Source organism: Foetidibacter luteolus, from assembly GCF_009650435.1.
GTDB lineage: Bacteria > Bacteroidota > Bacteroidia > Chitinophagales > Chitinophagaceae > Foetidibacter > Foetidibacter luteolus.
In genome coordinates this window covers 1-19,847 of the sequence record NZ_VVIP01000028.1, presented here as the reverse complement: position 1 = coordinate 19,847, position 19,847 = coordinate 1, and the positions used below count along the sequence as shown (strand labels likewise).

The window sequence follows — 19,847 nt, the reverse complement described above, 5'->3', positions numbered from 1 at the left end:
GTGCCTGACGTACAATGCGGGTTACTTATGATAGTTTCTCTCTCCAAATAGCAGGCTGCCTACCCTTACCATATTGCTGCCATGTTCTAATGCAATTGCGTAATCAGCACTCATGCCCATAGACAATGTGTTAAACCGGTGACCGGTATTTTGCAGCTTGTTGGCCATATCTGCAAAAAGTGATTGCAGGTAGCTAAACTCCTTAGTTACCTGCTGCCGGTTTTCGGTGAATGAAGCCATACCCATTAAGCCTTGTATATGTACGTGGCTTGTATCAATGCTTTTAGCGACAAGTTGCTCTGTCAGCGCATCCAGTTCGTTTTTGTCAAAGCCAAATTTTGTTTCTTCCTGCGCTATATGTACCTGCAACAGGCAATTGGTTGTGCGGTTTATTTTCGTGGATTGCTTGTTTATTTCCAGCAGCAGTTTTAGGCTGTCAACGCCATGTATCAGGTGCACAAAAGGAACAATATATTTTACCTTGTTGCTTTGCAGGTGGCCTATAAAATGCCAGCGGATGTCTTTGGGTAGCTGTGCCTGTTTATCAACCAGTTCCTGCACATAGTTTTCGCCAAAATCCCGTTGTCCTGCATCGTATAAGGCCTGTATATCTTCTGCTGGTTTGGTTTTGCTAACGGCTACCAGGGTTGCATTTTTTACCGCAAGTTCCTGCATTATGTTTTTATACGCTGCTGTATTAACCGCCATGTATTTGTTTTACACAAAAGTATATGCTGTACTGCAAATGGTGAAGATTGTATAATCAATGGCGTTTAGTTAAGAAACGAATGTCAGGTTGAGCTTGTCGAAACCGTTTTATATATGCTGCTTTTCACGCATACGCCTTCGATTCCGAAGTTTCGGAACTAAGGCTGACATTCTTAACTAAACAACATTAAGTGTATAATGCTCATACGCAGTAAGGCATAGTTTAATACCCGCTTAAAAGTTGCCACGAAGAACCTGGCGTACAAGTGAGTGACACAACGAAGTTCAATTGAAATACCGCAGTCCGCCCCATAAAATTCTTTGCCTTGCTTTATGGATATCCTTACATTAGATGGCAAAACTTACAGCAATGCCAGTGATAGGGTTAATACGTGAAGGTAAAACACCGGCAGACAACCGGGTAGCGCTGATACCATCGCAATGCAGGTGGCTTGCCAGGAATTTGCCGGGTTGCTCCATTGTTGTGCAACGCAGTGCCGGCAGGTGTTTCAGCGATACAGAGTATGAACAGGCCGGCATATCATTAAGTGACGACCTTAGCAACTGCGATATATTGCTGGGTATTAAGGAAGTGCCTGTTGATATGCTGATGCCCGGAAAAACCTACCTGTTTTTTTCTCATACCAAAAAAAAGCAACCCTACAACCAGGCGCTAATGCATGCCATGATGGATAAGAAAATTACGCTTATTGATTATGAATGCCTGGAGCATGAAGATGGCCAACGGATTATAGGTTTTGGGTTTTTTGCCGGTGTGGTAGGGGCACATAACGGGGTGATGGCTTATGGGCAACGAACCGGCGCTTTTGATATAGGCCGTGTGTTTAGGCACAAGGATTACCGCGAACTTATCCATACCTATTTTGGCCTTAAGCTGCCCAATGTTAAGATTGCGGTAACAGGCAGTGGCCGTGTGGCGCATGGCATACTTGACATTATGAACCTGATGGATGTGCAGGATGTTGAGCCCGATGATTTTTTGATAAAAGAATTCGCCTACCCGGTGTATGTGCACCTGAAGGGCAGCAACCTTTACCGCCACAAAAAAACGGGTAAATATAACCGCGAACACTTTCATGAACATGCGGATGAATACGCCTGCCTTTTTGAAAAGTATTGCATGCAGACGGACATACTGATGAATGGCATTTACTGGGATACTTATATGCCCCGGCTGTTTGAATGGGACACATTGCGGCACCCCGATTTCAGGATTAAAACCATTGCCGATATTACGGATGATAAAGGCGGCAGCGTGCCCTGCAACCTTGGCGATGGCACCATTGAAAACCCGGTATATGGCGTTAACAAACAAACCGGCAGTATAACAGCGCCTTATATGGAAGGCAGCATTGATGTGATGGCCGTTGGCAACCTGCCCAATGAGCTGCCCCGCGATGCCAGCCGTTATTTTGGTGAGCAGTTAATTAAGCATGTGCTGGGCGACTTGCTGCAACAGGGTAATAATACCATTGAAAAAGCCACTATTTTAAAGCATGGCCAGCTAACCCCGCATTTCGATTACCTGGCAGCTTATGCCAAGCATTAGTTAATGGGGATGTTAGGTGTGGGGTGTACGATGTAAGGGTGACAATCCCACTTGCGATTCACCATTCACGACTCACGATTTATGGTACCAGCGACAGTATTTTCATGGCATCATCGTTGCGTCGCAATCCGTTCATCGTTCGGTGTTTCATGGCATCTTTTCAGACCCTTGCAGACAATGTTTCTGCCACCGCAGGTGCCAGAAACATTTTTGTTACAGGTGCAGGTAATAATCTTTCAGCAATTCTGTAAACTCCGGGCTGTATTTGCCTTCAGTTGTTTTGATGGTTATTTGGTGCTGCAATGTTTGCACCACAGTTTTCCCAAACACAAGAATACCCCGAAAGAATGGATGGCTGGGGGTTTGTTGAACGAGTAATTTTTCCGCAAGAAAGAAACCTTGATTGCCTGCAAGTTTTTCAAAAAAATCCAGCCGGTGATAAGGCAGCAGAACGGCGAAACTTCCATTATTCTTTAACAGCCTGTTAATGCAGCCAACCAGTTCTTCCAGTTTTAAACCTTCGCTGTGAAGGGCAAGGTTGCGGTTAGCGGTATTGCTTTTCAAGTCGCCCTCAAAAAAAGGGGGGTTGGAGATGATGAAGTCATAACCGGCGCCCCTTTCAGTGAACTGTTGAATTGGCTGGCGGTATATATTCAGCCTGTCAGCCCATGGCGAAGCGGCAAAATTCTCAGAAGCCTGTACTGCAGCGGTATCATCAATTTCAACCGCATCAATTTCTGCATGATCATGCTTCTGCGCCAGTAAAAGAGATAATAGGCCGGTGCCTGTGCCTATGTCGAGAACCCGGTTGCCCTGCAACCATTGCCCCCTTGCAATAAATGCACCGAAAAGGCAGGCATCGGTGCAAACCTTCATAGCGCATTTATCCTGCTGTACGGTAAATTGTTTAAAACTAAAATAACTGTTGGGCATTTATTTTTCCAGTTCAGCCAGTAAAGAAGGTATATCAAGGTGCTCTGTGTACATGTTAAGGTTTCCATTGGCATCAATAGGCCATTTGTCTTTAGGTTTATCCCAGTAGAGTTCTACACCGTTACCATCAGGGTCATCCAGGTAAAGCGCTTCAGAAACGCCATGATCGGCAAACCCTGTAAAAGGGTAACTGGCATCCAGCAGGCGTTTTAGCACAACGGCCAAATCTTTTCTCGTGGGGTAAAGAATAGCCGTATGAAAAAGCCCGGCCGCATTTTTAGGTGCAGGGCCAGCGCCTTTGCTGTACCAGGTATTCAGGCCAATATGATGGTGATAGTCACCTGCCGAAATAAATACGGCCTGCGTACCATAGCGGGCCATTATTTGAAACCCCAGCAAATCTTTGTAAAAGCCCAGTGCCCTCTCAATATCCGAAACCTTTAAATGCACGTGGCCAATACGGGTGCCGGCCGGAACGGTGTAATCCATAAAATGTATATTGAGTTGTTAAGGTAAAAAAGAAAGCCGCCTTTTTAAAAGACGGCCAACGTTTTATGCGTTAAGAGTGATACTACTTTTCCGATACCAGGCTTGCTACCAGGTATTCTTTGTTTAACCTGTTGATGTTGCTGATAGAAATGCCTTTAGGACAGGTAGCCTCGCAGGCCCCCGTGGATGTACAGGCCCCAAAACCCTCTTTATCCATCTGTGCAACCATGTTCAGTACACGCTCCTTACGTTCGGGTTCGCCTTGCGGCAGCAATCCCAGGTGTGCAACCTTGGCGCCCACGAACAACAGCGCGGAGCTGTTTTTGCAGGCTGCCACGCAGGCGCCACAACCAATGCAGGCAGCAGCGGCAAAAGCATCATCAGCCTTAGCCTTTTCAATCGGCAAAGCATTCGCGTCAACGGCGTTGCCCGTATTTACAGAGATAAAACCGCCCGCCTGTATAATGCGGTCAAATGCGGTACGGTCTGTTACCAGGTCTTTCAACACCGGGAAGGCATTAGCCCTCCAGGGTTCCACCGTTATGGTGTCGCCATCTTTAAAAGCCCGCATGTGCAACTGGCAGGTAGTGTTTTCCTGCCACGGGCCGTGCGGTTTGCCGTCAATATACATAGAGCACATGCCACAAATACCTTCACGGCAATCGTGGTCAAAAGCAATAGGGTCTTTTCCTTCCTGTATCAATTCTTCGTTCAGCACATCAAACATTTCCAGGAAGCTCATCTCGCTGGATATGTTGCTTACTTTGTAAGTTTCAAACTGTCCTCTGTCGCTTTGATTTTTCTGCCTCCACACTTTGAGTGTGAGGTTCATGTTGTAATGTTCCATAAGCCTTCTTCCTGATAGGTGGATGCTTTATCGTTAATAAATTAATTTAAGATTCATCAACCAGTTAAGCTGCATAACGGTCAATGCATAGAGTTTACTTATAACTCCTCGTACTTGGTTTCACCACATCGTAAACAAGTTCTTCTTTATGCAACTGCCAGTTATGGTCTCCTTTATATTCCCAGGCGGCTACATACATAAACCTGTCGTCATGGCGTAATGCTTCCCCGTCTTCAGACTGTGATTCTTCGCGGAAGTGGCCGCCGCAGCTTTCTTCCCTTTCCAGGGCATCTTTGCACATCAGTTCGCCCAGCTCAATAAAATCGGCCACACGGCCGGCTTTATCCAGTTCAGGGTTTAGCTCATTAATACCGCCGGGTATTTTTACATCGCTCCAGAATTCTTTTTTTAGTTGCTGTATTTCCTTGATGGCTTCTTCCAGGCCCTGTTTGTTGCGGGCCATGCCGCATTTGTCCCACATAATCTTGCCCAGGCGCTTGTGCAGGCTTTCAACTGTTTGCTTGCCTTTTATGTTCATCAAAGTGTTTAACCTGTCGCTTACGCTTTTTTCTGCTGCTTCAAAAGCCGGGTGAGAGGTTGGTATGGGTGCCGTACGTATTTCATCGGCCAGGTAATTACCAATGGTATAAGGTATTACAAAGTAGCCATCCGCAAGGCCCTGCATCAGTGCACTGGCGCCCAGCCTGTTAGCGCCGTGATCGCTGAAATTGGCTTCACCCAAAGCGTATAGCCCCGGAACGGTTGTCATCAGTTCGTAATCTACCCAAAGGCCGCCCATGGTATAGTGTACGGCAGGGTATATGCGCATGGGTACTTCGTAAGGGTTTTCGCCGGTAATCTTTTCATACATATCGAAAAGGTTACCATATTTTTCCTTCACCACTTCTTTACCCATCTTTATAATTTCATCCTTGCCCACATTGTCATTGCCCTGCTTGCCGGCCTCAATTTTTCCGTAACGCTCAATAGCAGCGGCATAGTCAAGATAAACCGCCTGCTTGCTGCTGCCTACGCCGTAACCGGCATCACATCTTTCTTTGGCTGCACGGCTGGCCACATCCCGGGGCACCAGGTTGCCAAACGCCGGGTACCTTCTTTCCAGGTAATAATCCCTTTCTTCTTCCGGTATTTCGTTGGGCCTGCGGTTATCGCCTTGTTTTTTAGGCACCCATATACGGCCATCATTTCTCAGCGATTCGCTCATCAGGGTTAATTTGCTCTGGTGGTCTCCGCTAACAGGTATGCAGGTAGGGTGTATTTGTGTAAAACAGGGGTTGCCAAAATAGGCGCCTGCTTTGTGTGCTTTCCATGCAGCGGTAACATTGCTGCCCATGGCATTGGTGCTTAAATAAAATACGTTGCCATAACCACCGCTGCATAATAATACGGCATGGCCAAAATGCCTTTCCAATTCGCCCGTTACCAGGTTGCGTGCAATTATACCGCGGGTTTTACCATCAATAATTACTACTTCCAGCATTTCGTGGCGGCTGTACATTTTTACATTACCCAAAGCCACCTGGCGTTCCAGTGCCTGGTAAGCGCCTATCAGTAATTGCTGGCCGGTTTGGCCGGCAGCATAAAATGTTCTTTGTACCTGTGTGCCGCCAAAGCTGCGGTTGCTTAACAGGCCTCCATATTCACGGGCAAAGGGAACACCTTGGGCCACGCATTGGTCAATAATGTTGGCGCTTACTTCGGCAAGCCTGTGCACATTGGCTTCACGGGCACGGTAATCGCCACCTTTAATGGTGTCGTAAAACAGGCGGAAGACACTATCGCCATCGTTCTGGTAGTTCTTTGCAGCGTTAATGCCGCCCTGGGCTGCTATGGAGTGGGCCCGGCGGGGAGAATCCTGGAAGCAGAATGCTTTTACTTTATACCCAAGCTCGCCCAGCGATGCCGCCGCCGAAGCGCCGGCCAAACCGGTGCCAATAATAATAACTTCCAGCTTGCGCTTATTGGCCGGGTTAACAAGCTTACAATGTCCTTTGTAATCTGTCCATTTATCGTCTAACGGTCCGGCAGGAATTCTTGCATCCATAACCACTGATTTTAACGCCGCCTTCGGCAGGCATTGAAGAAAGATGTTTACTATTATTGTGTTACCGGCTTTTGTTTTTCATGGCATCGCCGGTTGTGTCACTCACTTGTACGTTCAGAACTTTATTCACCAGTCTAACTAACCCAGCCCAGGTACATGCTTACCGGCATCATGGCAAAAGCAAGCGGTACAATTACAGCAAAGCCATAACCCAGGCTTGTAAGCATGTTGTTATATTTCTTGTTGTGTACCCCCAGGCTTCTGAATGCGCTTTGAAACCCATGCGCCAGGTGGTAGCCCAAGGAAATGCAGCCCAGCACATATACTATTACTACCCACAGTTCAGCAAAAATTTCCTTCATTAAAGTAAACAAGTCATGGTAGGTTTTGTTGTCGTAAGTTACTTCGGGGGTACCGGTAAAGCGGGATGGTATCCAAAAATGTATCCAGTGAAGTATTAAGAACAACAATACCAGCGTACCTAGCAACCCCATGCTGCGGCTATACCATTTGCTGCCGCGATTGCCATAGTTAACGGCATAAGGCGTTCCGCGTTTACTGCGGTTAGAAGCTTCCAGGATAAGGCCCTGTATAATGTGTATAAAAATAAAAACAAACAACCCTATTTCAAGTATCCTTATTACAATTGTTGCGCCCATAAAATGGGCTGCTTTATTAAACATAACGCCGCCATCGTTTGCCCATATACAGGCATTTAAACCAGCATGCACCACTAAAAAAAGAATGAGAAAAATTCCGGTTAGGCCCATGGTCAACTTCCTGCCTACAGAGGAGGTAAATACTTGCTTCCAGGTCATACTGACAAGATTGTGTGTGAGAAAATCGCTGCAAAAATAGGGCACGAACGCCAGTAACCTCAAAAAAATTCTTTTGCAAAATATCAATGGAAATATACTGCAATAACTATTTGCTGAAGTATATTTCGCGGAATAAATTTTATGAAACTGCAAGTTAACGCAGTATATAAAGCAGTTATATTTTACGACAGTTACCCGTACTGTTTGCCTGCGTAAGAGGCGGCCTGATGCACTGGTGGGTGAGGGATTGCAGCGGATACCCCGGTGAGGCCTTGGCAGCAGAGCTTATGTGCCGGAGTATGAGCGGAAAGCCCGGCCCGAGGCACGAGGGACACCCCCTTATAATGCTTTTTGTGCGTTGCACAATGCTTTTTGTTAAAGTATTTTAGGAAAGAAGAATGCGTAGAACTACGCTTGCACTTGTGAAAGATGTTAAATATCTTGTGCCTATCAAAACCAGCAAATGAGTAGTTCGGGTGTTCTATCGTTTAGTGGCGACGCACCGGGGGAGGGGCATGTTGTAGTGGAAATAGCGCCACTGGATCCGTTTAATTACGAGTTGCATTTTGAAAATGGTGACATAAGGCAACTGATCTATTATGTTATAGATATGGCGCATGCCCGCTGGGTGTTTTCCTGCGGTAATGATGAAGACCTGGCTGCCAACCTTGGAAAGCTTATTGAGGAGCAGCTATGGAATGGTAAACGGGATATATTATCGCCTATGAGAATTTATAGAGCCCACTCCTGATGGCATATACCACTATACCCGCCGTGCTTCTTACCTGCCACTTGTCCATTATTTTAATACGGTAGCCCTCTATTGTGCGGGTGCTTAAAGACATGATATCGGCCATTTCTTTATTTGTTTTTTCCTGGCAAATTAACCGTACAATCATTATTTCGTTATCTGTTAACTCCACGGGCCTGGGAGAAAAGGTACTTGCATTGCGGTTTTGCGATGATATCATGCGGGCCAGTGTGGCCGAGGATGCCTTGCAGTAGTAAGGCTTGTTTTGGTGTATGCTGTTGATGCCCTCAATAATTTCCTCTTTACCGGCATTTTTTACCAGGTAGCCAGAGGCCCCGGCCTCAATCATGTCAATAACCTGGCTGTCTTCGTTAAACATAGAAAGGGCCATGCAGGCTATGGTGGGGTGTTTTGCTGTTATTTGCCGTACGGCTTCAATGCCATCCATAACCGGCATAACAATGTCTGTTAGTACTACATCAGGTAAAAACTTATCGCAGAATTCAACAAGCTGTTTGCCATCCCTGGCTTCAAAAACAACTTCTGTAAGCGGCGCTTTGTTTATTATCATGCGCAGGCCATCCCTGAATATTTCATGGTCGTCGGCTATGCCAACCCTTATAAGTTTGTTAGTCATGATTTTGCTGCAACGGGAATTTCGATTACAAAGTTAGTGCCCTGGCCGGTAACACTGTCAAGGTACAATTCGCCATTTAATAATTCCACGCGGCTAAGCATGTTGCGGAGGCCCTGGCCGCCAAAGTCTTTACGATTGGTATCGAAGCCAATGCCGTTGTCTTTAATGCTGATAATAAGCTTGTTTGAGGGCAACGATATGGTGAAATTAACCTGTGTGGCTTTGGCGTGACGCAATATATTGTTGAGTATTTCCTGTGTAACACGATAAAGATGTATATCCCTGTTGCGGTCTGGCGGCAGTTCGGGAAAGTCTTCATTGTATTCTATCCTTAAGGCACCGGTAGCGTTAATGCGGTCTATGTAGGCGTGTACGGCGGCCATAAAATTTTTTCTTTCAAGCAGTTGCGGCATTAGGTCGCCGGCTATTTCGCGTATACGCATAATCATTTCATCCAGGTGCTTGCCGGATTTTTCGATAATTTCCTGGTCTTCTCTTGTGGCGGCTTCTACGCTGTTTACCTGCAGTTTAACCGCGGATAGCAGGGGCCCCAGGTCATCATGCAGGTCAGCAGCCATGCGGCGGCGTTCTTTTTCCAGGGTGGTTATTTCAGCCAGCAGCTTTTGTTTGTTCAGCAGCAGGTTTTGGCGGTGGTGTTTAAGGATGGTTACAAAAAAAAACAGGATAATGACGCCCATAATAGATGCGGCAATCAGTATGGCAGTGAAAATTTTTGTCTCGTTGGAATCCATGTTGTCGCTAATACAAAAAGCAAATTAGCGAAAAGGTTAACATAGATGACAATATCAAAGATTTGCTTGTAAAATTCAAGGCTAAGTGGCAAGTTAATTGCAAAAAATACTTCAAGGGTGGCTTTATAAGCGTAGTAAAAAACAAAGGCTGCGCAAATAAGAAAACGGGCATCGGTAAGTAACTTCGTTCTTTCCTGGAGAATTAGCTTGTTTATCTGGTCAATACTAAGATACACTGTAACAAAACCGTAAATTATCCTGTACAGCGGGTTTAATTTGCTGTGCAAGTTGTGAACAAACAGATTATCAATAAGCCAGAAAGCGCTTAGTACAATGGCGAGTATTTTGTAATTGTTGTCTTTACTGTTGCCACGGGCAATAGCGGCCCAGTTACGAAACTGCCAGAGTATCAGCAAGCTTTCCGGCCACACATACACATTTAAAAGAAGGCTGTTATCCTTTTGAAAAACTCTTATAAGCAAATCGCTGATTATTTCTGTTACAAAACCCAGGCATAAAAAATACACAAAGGGCCGGTACGATTTTATTATTTTTTTGTAACGGATTATTCCAATAACGGCAGCGATACCTACGATGTAAGCTAACCAGTCTAATAATATGCGGATTGACACATTTACGGATTTAAATCACATGGCGGCGGACAGTACGGAGGACATCTTTTTGAATCTTCCAGTATTACCCCGCCAGTATTAATACTTGTTTCGCCACCTTGCAGTGGAATTATGTCATTTCCCTCGTTATCTGTACCCACAACAATTGCATGTACTTTCAGGTCCTCGCTCATGCCATAGTAAATTCTCAGTCCCGCACATGACGGATTGCTGAAAATGGGCTGAAAGTCCTGAATATTAAACGTGTGCGATTTTACCAGTATATCCATTCCCTGGTATTCGTCTTTTAAAATGGCTTCCCGGTTTGCCCTGTACAGGGTTGTCATACCGATTGCTTCCTGAAGGGTAATGCCGTGAGAGCCCGGGGCAGGCAATTCGTAACTCATGGTTTTTCTGATTTTGAATTAAAATGTGAATATCTGTAAAAAGAAAGCCAGTTACAAACGTAGTTTCCGCAAATTTTTGCGTAGAAATACGTTTTTGGGCTTCCTAAACTACGCATGCAAATTGCGTAGTTTAGGAAGTGCGCCGGCGCAATAACAGTTTTACCTTAGCAGCGAACAATTCGCAAGTACATTTAGAGTACTATTCATTGGGGGTTATGATATATGCTGACATCAATGCTCCTTTTCCAGGGAGCATTCTTTTAAAACCGGCCTTGGCCGGAAAATTTATCCGTGCCCTGTTAAAAAGAATGGTTTCCTTTTTAATATATATGTTGGATTTTTTACTCTATTGTGCCGGAAAATAGCCCCTCTTTCAACCCTGAAGCCTTTTCATGCCCCTGGTATTGAAGAGGTTTCTTTGTGCAATCCAATAGCCTTTTAGAAAAATAGGTTAACAGGCCGTTGCTACTTATGTTCGCCAGCCTAAAGCAGTTGCCGCAGTACCAGGGCAACGCCGTCTTCGTCGTTGCTTTTGGTAGTAAAACGGGATACTTCCTTTATACCATCGTGGGCATTGGCCATGGCGTAGCTAAAGTAACCCTGCTGCATCATTTCCAGGTCGTTAAGGTAATCGCCAAAAACCATGGTTTGGCTGTAGCCAATGCCCAGGTGCTGTTGCAATTGTTCAATAGCCGTGCCCTTACTGGCATCTTTATGAGATATATCCAGCCAATACGTACCCGATATTTTTACCTGCAGTTGGTTTTGCAAATGGCTAAAGTAACGATAGCTGTTGTTTTCTGAGCCTGCAAAGTCGTAAATAGCTATTTTTAAAAACTGGTCGCCTGTTACATTTTCCAGGTTATCCACTATTTCACAACGGTCGTAATAAAGCCGTACATGCTCCACAAATTCCGGTTCCGTATCATGTATGTAGGCGCTTTTGGCCCCGCATAGTACTACAGATGTTTGCGGAATATCACGCATGGTTTGCAGCAAACCAACAACTACCTCCTTGTCCATAGCCTGCACCAGCAGTTCCTTGCCGCGGTAAGCCATGTAGCCGCCATTTTCCGCAATAAAAATCATGTTATCCTTAATGCTTTCAAAACGGTTAAGCAGGTTATAGTACTGCCTGCCGCTGGCGGCGGCAAACTGTATTCCTTTTTGTGTAAGCTGGTTAAAAATGGGGAAGAAGTCGGGGCTTAATTCGCCTTTTGAGTTAAGCAGTGTGCCGTCCATATCAACGGCCACCAGCCGTACATCCTGTAAATTCATAGGCGCAAATTTAACGGCTGAAAAATAAAGCGCCGTATTAATCTATCCTTATACTGCCCAGCAGTTTGCTAAAAGTAGTGGCGTCTATACCCAGGTACGATGCCAGGTATTTGTGAGGTATCAACCGCAATACGTGTGGACTGCGTTTCAGCAGTGCCCTGAACTTTTGTTCGGCTGAAAAACACTGCAACTCTATCTGCCGCTCCAGCACGCCCGATAAAACATGGCTTAGCATGGTAAGCATAAGGCTTCTAAAATTGGGGTACCGCTGCATCATTTCGTTAACCTGCAGGTATGTGGTGCGTATAAACCTGCTGTAGGTAAGCGTTTCAAAATAATACCTGGAAGGTTGTTGCAGCAAAAAAGAATCGGCCACACCGGCAAACGATGGCGGGTACATAAACACCAGCGTAGCATCTTTATCATCGTTGCTTAAATAAAAGGCCCTTTGTACGCCTTCTGTAACAAAGTACAGGTATTTTTCCGTTTCGCCGGTAGCGGTAAGCACTGTTTTTCGCCGGGCCTCAAAAGGCTGCCAAATGCCCGAAAAATCGTCCCATTCACCGCTGCTGAGTGGGTGAACGTTGCTGATAAATTTCCTCAAAAGCTCCAAGCTGTCGCTGTATAACATTACCCATGAAGGTAAGTATCAATGCGATAATATTTTTCAGGGGGTGCCCCCAAGCTACGCAAGGGGTCGGGCTTTCCGCTCATACTCCGGCACAAGGCTTCTGCTGCGATGGCTTCACCGGGGTATCCGCTTCAATCCCTCACCCGAAAGGCGGTTGCTGGTTGCAGGTAGCTGGTTTATCCGTTGAAGCGTAACAGGTTGATAATTTGTTTAGCTGATGAAGTGGAGGAAAATTTAATGCCTGCTGCAAACGGCGCCCATAAAAATTCCTGCGCAAAAATTCAACAATGTTTAATTTGCCTGCATGAAGAAAATTTGCCTGTTGGTATCATTTGTAGCCGTAACCTTTTCGTGTACTGCCCGCCAGCCCATTGTAGGCGCTGGTAAGGAAGTTGACCCCTACCATTACAGCATTACTAAAACCGCCTTGTTTAGTAAAGCATCCGTCGTATCGGCACACCCGTTAGCCAGCCAGGTGGGCGCCGCCGTTATGAAACGTGGGGGCAACGCTTTTGATGCCATGATTGCCACACAACTGGCATTGGCCGTGGTTTACCCTGGCGCAGGCAATATTGGCGGCGGTGGTTTTTTGATAGCCCGTAAAGCCAATGGGCAGTTACTGTCCATTGATTACCGGGAGCAGGCGCCTGCCAAAGCCCACCGCGACATGTACCTGGATTCTGCCGGTAATGCGTTGACTGAGTTGTCCCAAAATGGCCATTTATCTTCGGGTGTACCAGGTACCGTGGCTGGTTTATTCGCTGCCATGCCCTATGCCAAACTGCCTTTTGCAGAGTTGATACAGCCAGCTATTGACCTTGCTGAATTTGGCTATGTAATTACAGAAGAAGAAGCTGCCAATTTCAATGCCGATAAAAATGATTTTGTAAAATATAACACGCAACCCCTTGCGTTTGTAAAACAAGTGGCGTGGAAGGGGGGCGATACCCTGGTTCAGAAAGATCTTGCCGAAACATTAAAGCGCATACGTGATAACGGCGCCAAAGGTTTTTATGAGGGTACTACCGCGGACCTTATTGTTGCTGAAATGCAACGTGGCAAAGGCTGTATAACGCATGAAGATTTAAAGAACTACAGGGCAAAGGAGCGTGAGCCGCTTACATTTACTTACCGGGGTTACCAGGTGATAAGCTTTCCACCGCCCAGCAGCGGCGGCCTGTTGCTGGTACAGATGCTGAAGATGATAGAGCCATTCCCGGTGGCCAGGTACGGTTTTCATTCAACAGAGCTGGTACAGCTAATGACGGAAGCTGAACGCCGTGCTTATGCCGACAGGGCTGAATATATGGGAGACCCCGACTTCTGGAATGTGCCTGTAAAAACCCTGACCAGCGATGCTTATATAACCGCCCGAATGAAAGATTTTGTGCCAGGTAAAGCGGGCAAAAGTGAAACGATTAAAGCTGGTATAATTAAGGAGAGTGAAGAAACAACACATATCAGCATCATGGATGCGCAAGGCAATATGGTGGCGGTAACCACCACGCTTAATAATCACTATGGCAGCAAGACCGTTGTGGGCGGCGCTGGCTTTTTACTGAATGATGAGATGGACGATTTTAGCATAAAACCCGGCGTGCCCAATATGTATGGCGCGGTCGGTGGCGAAGCCAACGCTATTGCACCAGGCAAGCGCATGCTTAGCTCCATGGCCCCCACATTGCTGCTTAAAAACAATAAGCCTTACGCAGTTATGGGTACGCCGGGTGGTACGACGATACCTACATCAGTATTTCAAACCATTGTTAATATGGTTGATTTTAATATGAGTGCGGCAGATGCGGTTAACAAGCCTAAGTTTCATCACCAATGGCTGCCGGATTTGATTTATATGGAAAAGGATTTTCCTGATGTTACAGCCAGTGCCCTGGAGAAAATGGGATACCAGCTTGACCGCCGGGGAAATATCGGCCGTACTGAGGTGATAAAAATGAACAATGGTAAGCTGGAGTCTGCTGCTGATAAAAGGGGAGATGATTGCGTGGCCGGGTTTTAGAAGAGAGAGTCAAGAAGACAAGGAGTCAATAAGTCAAGAAGGCAAGGAGTCAAGAAGGCAATAAGTAAATAAGTCATTAGGGGAATATCTACCCGGGTCTGAAAAGCCGCCCAATGGACCAACCGATGAACGGATTGCGACGCAACAGGCGATTCCACACGTTATATCGCTGGTATCATACTCCTGTTTGCTTACACTATATTTTGCAACAGCATTTGTATTATCATAAAACCTGGATGCATGGAAGCAAGTTTCTTAAAGGATGTGCACAAACGCTTCCTGTTTTACAAAGACCTTGGCGACAAAACCTTTGAACAACTGGAAGATAAAGATTTCTTTTACCAGCCATCGCACGAAAGCAACAGCATAGCCCTTATTATACAGCACATGTATGGCAACATGATGAGCCGCTTCACCAATTTTTTAACTGAAGACGGCGAAAAGCCCTGGCGCAACCGGGATACGGAATTTGATGTACGGAATATTTCCCGCCAGGAGCTTACGGAAATGTGGAACAAAGGCTGGGATTGTGTGCTGGGCACCATTGCCAACCTTAGCCCGGCAGACTTAACCAGGACAATTTTCATAAGAACAGAGCCGCTGATAGTTTATGATGCCTTGCTGCGGCAACTGGCACATTACCCTTACCATGTAGGGCAAATTGTTTTTATTGGTAAAATGATCAAAGATGCTTCGTGGAACTCACTTAGTATTGCCAAGGGCGATAGCAACAAATACAACGAGCAGATGAAAAAGCAAACGGGCAGGTAGGCGATGAAAAAATTAAACCTTACAGCACAACCCGGCCGTACTGCGCTGGCAGAAGATGGCAAAGAATACCTGTTTTTTTCAGGCTATTCTTACCTGGGCATGGGCCATGTGCCGGAGTTTGCTCAACTGGTGAGGGAAGGTATGAACAGGTATGGATTGCTCTTTCCTTCATCGCGTATATCTAATACGCGGCTGTCTTTATATGAAGAGTGCGAAGCCTTGCTTTCAGAAATTACCGGAACAGAAGAAACTGTGCTGGTCGCGTCTGGCTACCAGGCTGGTAACATGGCCGTGGATGTTTGGAAACAGCCAGTGCACAACTATCCTTCTGCCCACCCTGCTATTCAGTATAACGGTAACTATGCTCCTGGGGGCCTAAACATTACGGCAACCGATTCTGTAAATGTGTTAAAAGCTGCTATCACAGATTTTGCGCAAATAACAGAGCGTTGTGATTACCTGGTAATAGACGATTCCCACGGCTTCGGCTTGCTGGGCGAAAAGGGGGAAGGTATTGCCTGCATTTTGCCGAAAAACAATGCTGCGCAATATGTGTTAAATTATTCACTGTCTAAAGCCTGTAATATCAATGCAGGCGCTATCAGTTGCCCCGCTGCGGTGGCTGATAAATTAAGGGCCTTGCCGGCATATACGGCCAGCACGGCACCCGCACCTGCTTTGCTGCATGCGTTTATTAATGGCCAGCAGCTTTACCGGCTTCAACTAAATAAACTAAGGGAAAACATCCGTTATTTTATTGCGCTGGCAGGGCAACTGCCCGGCGTTACTTACCACCCCCAACTGCCGGTTTTTATTTTACCGGCATCTGTTAATGAGCAGGCATTGCTCGAGGATGGTATTATCATCTCATCATTCGCATATCCCAACGCATCCGGCCCAACCATTAAACGTATTGTATTAAATGCCCTGCATACCAAAGAAGATATGGAGAGGTTAGCCCGTAGTTTGTGCAAACTGTTGCTATAATGGTATTAGCATTAAACAACATGTTTAATTACAGGTTACCTTTTCATACGGCCTGTCTTCCATAAAACGAAAAGCGGAATCTTTTGCAAAAAAGGCGGAGTCGTTCCTTACCATCACTGGTGCAATACCTTCCTGTAGCCCGCCATCTGTTACTTTAAAAACAATTTCTCTAACAGACGTAACACCTTCCGACTGGAAAGTATAAAAAGCCCATATCAGGCTATCCTTAAGTTCTCCCTGCAGGTCTCCTTTGTTACTGTCCTTTTCAAAAATGCTGTAAGTAAGCGAGCCGGTTATTTTGCCATTCCCGGCTGTAAGCTGCAGGTCAGCAGTGTCCCTGTCTTTTACCATGCGGTAGCAGCCGGTAAGGCTATCCGCATTATAAGCAAGTGTGGTTTCTTTGGTTGCAGTGTCATTGCCAACAACGGTATCTGTTGTGCTGTCGCTGTCGCCGCAGGCCGTGCTTACAATGGTAGTGGCAATAAGAATAAGCATGTAACGGGTAACCATAATGTTTTCGTTTTTGTTATACATTATCGTGCCAAAGTCAATGCAACCTGTTAGCAGTGTATCAGAATAAATATTTGTACACTTCATCAACCCTGCCAAGGGCTACCACTTCAATTTTAAAGCGGTTGTTTTCCAGCGATTTTTTATTATACCGCGACACGATTATTTTTTCAAAGCCCAGCTTTTCCGCTTCGGCAATACGTTGTTCAATACGGTTAACGGCCCGTATCTCTCCGTTAAGGCCTACTTCGCCCGCAAAGCATATTTGTTGCGAAAGAGGTACATCATCGTACGACGAAAGCAATGCGCAGATAACGGCAAGATCAATGGATGGGTCTTCTACCTTAAGGCCGCCGGCAATATTCAGGAACACATCTTTTACGCCAAAGTGAAAGCCGCCCCTTTTTTCCAGCACTGCCAGTAATAACTGCAGCCTTCTTAAATCAAAGCCGTTTACGGTTCTCTGTGGCGTACCGTACACGCTTTGTGTAACCAGCGCCTGCACCTCTATCAGCAAAGGGCGCAGGCCTTCCATGGTAGCCGCAATGGCGCTGCCGCTTAACTGGTCTTCCCTTTGTGTTATCAGTATTTCCGATGGGTTGGATACAGGCCGCATACCTTCTCCGGTCATTTCATAAATGCCCAGTTCAGACGTGCTGCCAAAGCGGTTTTTAAGCGTACGCAAAATACGGTAAGCATAGTGGCGGTCTCCTTCAAACTGCAAAACGGTATCTACCATGTGTTCCAGTATTTTCGGGCCCGCTATATTGCCATCTTTTGTTATATGCCCTATCAAAAAAACCGGTGTATTGGTTTCTTTGGCAAAGCGCTGTAGCTCCGAGGCGCTTTCCCTTATTTGTGAAACGCTGCCCGGCGATGATTCTATCAAATTGCTTTGCAGTGTTTGTATAGAGTCAATAATAACCAATTGGGGCTTTAGCTTTTTAATTTCCTGGAAAATAATATTCGTGGCGGTTTCTGTAAGCAGGTAAAAATTATCATTGGTGGTTTTCAGCCTGTCTGCACGCATTTTAATCTGCTGTTCACTTTCTTCGCCGCTAACATACAGTGTAACCGTGTTTTTAAGTTGAAGCGCATTCTGCAAAAACAAAGTACTCTTGCCAATGCCCGGCTCTCCGCCTACCAGTACAATACTTCCCGACACTATGCCGCCGCCCAGTACGCGGTTCAGTTCAGCATCGGTAGTAACCAGTCTTTTTTCTTCATTGCTTTGTACCTCGCTCAGGTGTACGGTGCGGCTTTTTCTTTTATCGTCTGTGTAATTTTTCCATTCATCCGCTGTTGCTTTGCCGTTGCCTTTATCAATCACTTCTTCCACAAAACTGTTCCACTGGCTGCACGATGGGCATTTGCCCAGCCATTTTGTACTCTCGTAACCACAGTTGCTGCAAAAAAAGGCTGTCTTTACTTTACTCATGCGGTAAAGCTATAGAATATGCAAGAAGGAAAAAAAGCCTTCGGCTTTTGTATTTTTTTGTGGACGGACTATGGAATTTCATGGCATCGCCTGTTGTGTCACTCACTTGTACGGTTGTTTTTTCATGGCATCTTTTCATACCCGGATAGGACTGGTGCGTGGAGACACGCACCAGGGGGAGGGTCGCAATGCTTCTGCCGCCTTTGGCGCCAGAAGCATTGCTGGCAACAGATTGAATACTTTAACGGAAAAGAAAGCCTGTGTAAAGCTTATTAACCACATCCGGTGCGCTAACTTATAGCTGTTAACGATAAGCTTCATACAAAACATGCCATGAACATATCGCACCTAAGGCGCTCCCGGCAATGTTATTTTTTCACAACTACTAACATGCCGCCTCTACGAGGCTTTGGTTAACAACCAGAGCATTCAAAATAGTTATCTAATCCGATAATGGCCCGGCATCGGCTACCCAATATATTTTGGTCAGGCATTTTAAAAGAGGACACAAACGGATGCAGCTTTACTATGTTACTCTTTTTCTTTTTCCACAAAACGGTAACTTCCGTGGGTGTCGTAATCAATGCCGTGTTTTTTCTTTAGCTGCTCAATATACTGTAGCGTTCTTTTGGTGTGGGGGCTGGCAACGCTGTCACCCCAGGGTTCAAATGTATGCAGCAGGGTTTCTTCCAGGCAACTGTCAATGGTCATGCCTTTGTGTTCGGCAAGATCTTTTAGCAGGGCTGCCAAACGCTTTTCAAGCCTTACCGGTACATCCACTCTTTCAATTTCTATGGCCGGGCCGGTACCGTATTGATAATGACCAAAACCCAATATGTTGCCAAAGGGGTCTTTTATGTTATAGTCCCGTAAACCATAAGGCCTGTCACCAGGGGGCACTGCAATTTCAACGCCATTGCTTTGGTGAAATTCGTACAGTTCATCCGCATCCCCCACTATAAAATACACAGAAGCACTGCTGGTGGCGCCTGCGTTGCTGCTTAAGTGCAGCGATACTTTATCCAGGTTTACCCCTGCCATTGTCGGCGGGTCGCCCCAGGTAAAACCCACTGTAAACCCCAGCTTATGCGTGTAAAATTCCAGTGCATCGGCAATGCTGGTTACAGGCAGCAGGGGAAACTGCTGCTCGCAAAAAATAGTGGGTGTGGTTATAGATGACATGACGGTTTGGTTTAATAAAGGCTATTATTTTACAATAACAAGTTAATGAATTTGCGTGTAAAGGACTGGATGAAGGGAGATGTACCCAGGGCAAACGCGTCTAAAATTTATTGAAAACAGTATTAGCGAGGAAGTTGTTGTCCAGGGTACAGAGGAGCCGTTTCTTTTTGATGCTTAATTTTTTAGTGGTATTATTCTTTAAAAGGTTGAGGGCTATTTTAGTGATAATGCTAAAGTTCTCAGCGGCATTACCGGCCTGTTTTGTACTGAGGTCTTCGTTAAAAATTACATCCAGCACCCAATGCAGCTTGTTTTCAATACCCCAATGCTGGCGGATGATGCTTAAAAAATTTTCGGGTGTTGCCTGCAGGCTTGAGATATAATACCTTATTTCCTGTTGTGTTTCACCGGTTGACAGTATTGTTCTGTTAGATTCAATACAGAT

General features: G+C 45.7%; 21 protein-coding genes. 5 read left to right on the top strand and 16 right to left on the bottom strand.

The window, feature by feature from the left end; translation table 11 throughout:
• Positions 1–21: 21 nt before the first annotated feature.
• On the bottom strand, positions 22–708 hold the full coding sequence (locus F0364_RS07730) for a YggS family pyridoxal phosphate-dependent enzyme (RefSeq protein WP_153797199.1): 687 nt from the start codon (positions 706–708) through the stop codon (positions 22–24).
• A 370-nt stretch (positions 709–1,078) separates the two neighbouring features.
• Between F0364_RS07730 and F0364_RS07725 the strand changes: the two genes are divergently transcribed.
• Entirely contained in the window at positions 1,079–2,278 is a 1,200-nt protein-coding gene (locus tag F0364_RS07725; RefSeq protein WP_153797198.1) for an NAD(P)-dependent oxidoreductase, read from the top strand.
• A 213-nt stretch (positions 2,279–2,491) separates the two neighbouring features.
• On the opposite strand, the gene F0364_RS07720 is transcribed toward F0364_RS07725, so the two are convergent.
• The 5 genes from F0364_RS07720 to F0364_RS07700 all read right to left on the bottom strand — a co-directional run bounded on the left by F0364_RS07720 (position 2,492) and on the right by F0364_RS07700 (position 7,430).
• Positions 2,492–3,211 (bottom strand): tRNA1(Val) (adenine(37)-N6)-methyltransferase, encoded by a 720-nt coding sequence (locus F0364_RS07720; protein WP_153797197.1) that lies wholly within the window; start codon positions 3,209–3,211, stop codon positions 2,492–2,494.
• Positions 3,212–3,700 carry a VOC family protein gene (locus tag F0364_RS07715; protein ID WP_153797196.1) on the bottom strand — a complete coding sequence of 163 codons (489 nt, stop codon included), beginning with the start codon at positions 3,698–3,700 and terminating at the stop codon, positions 3,212–3,214. It lies immediately after the preceding gene.
• Positions 3,701–3,782: 82 nt separating this feature from the next.
• Positions 3,783–4,532, bottom strand: coding sequence for a succinate dehydrogenase/fumarate reductase iron-sulfur subunit (locus tag F0364_RS07710; RefSeq protein WP_207632561.1), 750 nt, complete (start codon positions 4,530–4,532; stop codon positions 3,783–3,785).
• Between the two features lie 109 nt (positions 4,533–4,641).
• Complete coding sequence (locus tag F0364_RS07705) at positions 4,642–6,612, bottom strand: fumarate reductase/succinate dehydrogenase flavoprotein subunit (protein ID WP_153797194.1); 1,971 nt, start codon at positions 6,610–6,612, stop codon at positions 4,642–4,644.
• A 134-nt stretch (positions 6,613–6,746) separates the two neighbouring features.
• On the bottom strand, positions 6,747–7,430 hold the full coding sequence (locus F0364_RS07700) for a succinate dehydrogenase cytochrome b subunit (protein WP_153797193.1): 684 nt from the start codon (positions 7,428–7,430) through the stop codon (positions 6,747–6,749).
• Positions 7,431–7,893: 463 nt separating this feature from the next.
• Between F0364_RS07700 and F0364_RS07695 the strand changes: the two genes are divergently transcribed.
• Positions 7,894–8,181 (top strand): hypothetical protein, encoded by a 288-nt coding sequence (locus F0364_RS07695; protein ID WP_153797192.1) that lies wholly within the window; start codon positions 7,894–7,896, stop codon positions 8,179–8,181.
• Here F0364_RS07695 and F0364_RS07690 read toward each other — a convergent pair.
• The 6 genes from F0364_RS07690 to F0364_RS07665 all read right to left on the bottom strand — a co-directional run bounded on the left by F0364_RS07690 (position 8,153) and on the right by F0364_RS07665 (position 12,470).
• Positions 8,153–8,818 (bottom strand): response regulator transcription factor, encoded by a 666-nt coding sequence (locus F0364_RS07690; protein ID WP_153797191.1) that lies wholly within the window; start codon positions 8,816–8,818, stop codon positions 8,153–8,155. The genes F0364_RS07695 and F0364_RS07690 overlap by 29 nt on opposite strands.
• Positions 8,815–9,570 carry a sensor histidine kinase gene (locus tag F0364_RS07685; protein ID WP_153797190.1) on the bottom strand — a complete coding sequence of 252 codons (756 nt, stop codon included), beginning with the start codon at positions 9,568–9,570 and terminating at the stop codon, positions 8,815–8,817. The genes F0364_RS07690 and F0364_RS07685 overlap by 4 nt, the downstream gene beginning before the upstream one ends.
• The gene (locus F0364_RS07680; protein ID WP_153797189.1) at positions 9,531–10,202 is read right to left on the bottom strand and encodes a hypothetical protein; all 672 of its coding nucleotides are present in this window, start codon (positions 10,200–10,202) and stop codon (positions 9,531–9,533) included. The genes F0364_RS07685 and F0364_RS07680 overlap by 40 nt, the downstream gene beginning before the upstream one ends.
• A 2-nt stretch (positions 10,203–10,204) precedes the next feature.
• Positions 10,205–10,588: a hypothetical protein gene (locus F0364_RS07675; RefSeq protein ID WP_153797188.1), complete on the bottom strand. Its 384-nt coding sequence runs from the start codon at positions 10,586–10,588 to the stop codon at positions 10,205–10,207.
• A 483-nt stretch (positions 10,589–11,071) separates the two neighbouring features.
• The gene (locus F0364_RS07670; RefSeq protein WP_153797187.1) at positions 11,072–11,866 is read right to left on the bottom strand and encodes an HAD family hydrolase; all 795 of its coding nucleotides are present in this window, start codon (positions 11,864–11,866) and stop codon (positions 11,072–11,074) included.
• Between the two features lie 37 nt (positions 11,867–11,903).
• Positions 11,904–12,470 carry a Crp/Fnr family transcriptional regulator gene (locus F0364_RS07665; RefSeq protein WP_235921030.1) on the bottom strand — a complete coding sequence of 189 codons (567 nt, stop codon included), beginning with the start codon at positions 12,468–12,470 and terminating at the stop codon, positions 11,904–11,906.
• Positions 12,471–12,801: 331 nt separating this feature from the next.
• On the opposite strand from F0364_RS07665, the gene ggt reads away from it, so the two are divergent.
• From ggt to F0364_RS07650, 3 genes are all read left to right on the top strand, one after another.
• The gene (gene ggt / locus F0364_RS07660; protein WP_153797185.1) at positions 12,802–14,514 is read left to right on the top strand and encodes a gamma-glutamyltransferase; all 1,713 of its coding nucleotides are present in this window, start codon (positions 12,802–12,804) and stop codon (positions 14,512–14,514) included.
• A gap of 240 nt (positions 14,515–14,754) precedes the next feature.
• A complete protein-coding gene (locus F0364_RS07655; protein WP_153797184.1) occupies positions 14,755–15,285 on the top strand; it encodes a DUF1572 family protein in 531 nt (176 codons plus the stop codon).
• A 3-nt stretch (positions 15,286–15,288) separates the two neighbouring features.
• On the top strand, positions 15,289–16,272 hold the full coding sequence (locus F0364_RS07650; RefSeq protein WP_153797183.1) for an aminotransferase class I/II-fold pyridoxal phosphate-dependent enzyme: 984 nt from the start codon (positions 15,289–15,291) through the stop codon (positions 16,270–16,272).
• Between the two features lie 24 nt (positions 16,273–16,296).
• Here the strand turns inward: F0364_RS07650 and F0364_RS07645 are convergent, their stop codons facing one another.
• The 4 genes from F0364_RS07645 to F0364_RS07630 form a co-directional block, all read right to left on the bottom strand.
• Positions 16,297–16,782, bottom strand: a complete 486-nt coding sequence (locus tag F0364_RS07645) for a hypothetical protein (RefSeq protein ID WP_153797182.1) — start codon at positions 16,780–16,782, stop codon at positions 16,297–16,299.
• A 61-nt stretch (positions 16,783–16,843) separates the two neighbouring features.
• A complete protein-coding gene (gene radA, locus F0364_RS07640) occupies positions 16,844–18,220 on the bottom strand; it encodes a DNA repair protein RadA (protein WP_153797181.1) in 1,377 nt (458 codons plus the stop codon).
• Between the two features lie 531 nt (positions 18,221–18,751).
• Positions 18,752–19,402 carry a VOC family protein gene (locus F0364_RS07635; RefSeq protein WP_153797180.1) on the bottom strand — a complete coding sequence of 217 codons (651 nt, stop codon included), beginning with the start codon at positions 19,400–19,402 and terminating at the stop codon, positions 18,752–18,754.
• 100 nt (positions 19,403–19,502) lie between these two features.
• A partial coding sequence (locus F0364_RS07630) for an ISAs1 family transposase (protein ID WP_207632545.1) occupies positions 19,503–19,847 on the bottom strand: 345 nt, incomplete at its 5' end.

Bases quoted from the DNA above. Each gene is read 5' to 3' on its own strand.
- F0364_RS07705 (WP_153797194.1), bottom strand. From the start codon at position 6,612: ATGGATGCAAGAATTCCTGCCGGACCGTTAGACGATAAATGGACAGAT.
- F0364_RS07725 (WP_153797198.1), top strand. From the start codon at position 1,079: ATGCCAGTGATAGGGTTAATACGTGAAGGTAAAACACCGGCAGACAAC.
- F0364_RS07690 (WP_153797191.1), bottom strand. From the start codon at position 8,818: ATGACTAACAAACTTATAAGGGTTGGCATAGCCGACGACCATGAAATA.
- F0364_RS07695 (WP_153797192.1), top strand. From the start codon at position 7,894: ATGAGTAGTTCGGGTGTTCTATCGTTTAGTGGCGACGCACCGGGGGAG.
- F0364_RS07700 (WP_153797193.1), bottom strand. From the start codon at position 7,430: ATGACCTGGAAGCAAGTATTTACCTCCTCTGTAGGCAGGAAGTTGACC.
- F0364_RS07710 (WP_207632561.1), bottom strand. From the start codon at position 4,532: ATGAACCTCACACTCAAAGTGTGGAGGCAGAAAAATCAAAGCGACAGA.
- F0364_RS07655 (WP_153797184.1), top strand. From the start codon at position 14,755: ATGGAAGCAAGTTTCTTAAAGGATGTGCACAAACGCTTCCTGTTTTAC.
- F0364_RS07650 (WP_153797183.1), top strand. From the start codon at position 15,289: ATGAAAAAATTAAACCTTACAGCACAACCCGGCCGTACTGCGCTGGCA.
- ggt (WP_153797185.1), top strand. From the start codon at position 12,802: ATGAAGAAAATTTGCCTGTTGGTATCATTTGTAGCCGTAACCTTTTCG.
- radA (WP_153797181.1), bottom strand. From the start codon at position 18,220: ATGAGTAAAGTAAAGACAGCCTTTTTTTGCAGCAACTGTGGTTACGAG.
- F0364_RS07670 (WP_153797187.1), bottom strand. From the start codon at position 11,866: ATGAATTTACAGGATGTACGGCTGGTGGCCGTTGATATGGACGGCACA.
- F0364_RS07635 (WP_153797180.1), bottom strand. From the start codon at position 19,402: ATGTCATCTATAACCACACCCACTATTTTTTGCGAGCAGCAGTTTCCC.
- F0364_RS07685 (WP_153797190.1), bottom strand. From the start codon at position 9,570: ATGGATTCCAACGAGACAAAAATTTTCACTGCCATACTGATTGCCGCA.
- F0364_RS07645 (WP_153797182.1), bottom strand. From the start codon at position 16,782: ATGGTTACCCGTTACATGCTTATTCTTATTGCCACTACCATTGTAAGC.
- F0364_RS07675 (WP_153797188.1), bottom strand. From the start codon at position 10,588: ATGAGTTACGAATTGCCTGCCCCGGGCTCTCACGGCATTACCCTTCAG.
- F0364_RS07715 (WP_153797196.1), bottom strand. From the start codon at position 3,700: ATGGATTACACCGTTCCGGCCGGCACCCGTATTGGCCACGTGCATTTA.
- F0364_RS07730 (WP_153797199.1), bottom strand. From the start codon at position 708: ATGGCGGTTAATACAGCAGCGTATAAAAACATAATGCAGGAACTTGCG.
- F0364_RS07720 (WP_153797197.1), bottom strand. From the start codon at position 3,211: ATGCCCAACAGTTATTTTAGTTTTAAACAATTTACCGTACAGCAGGAT.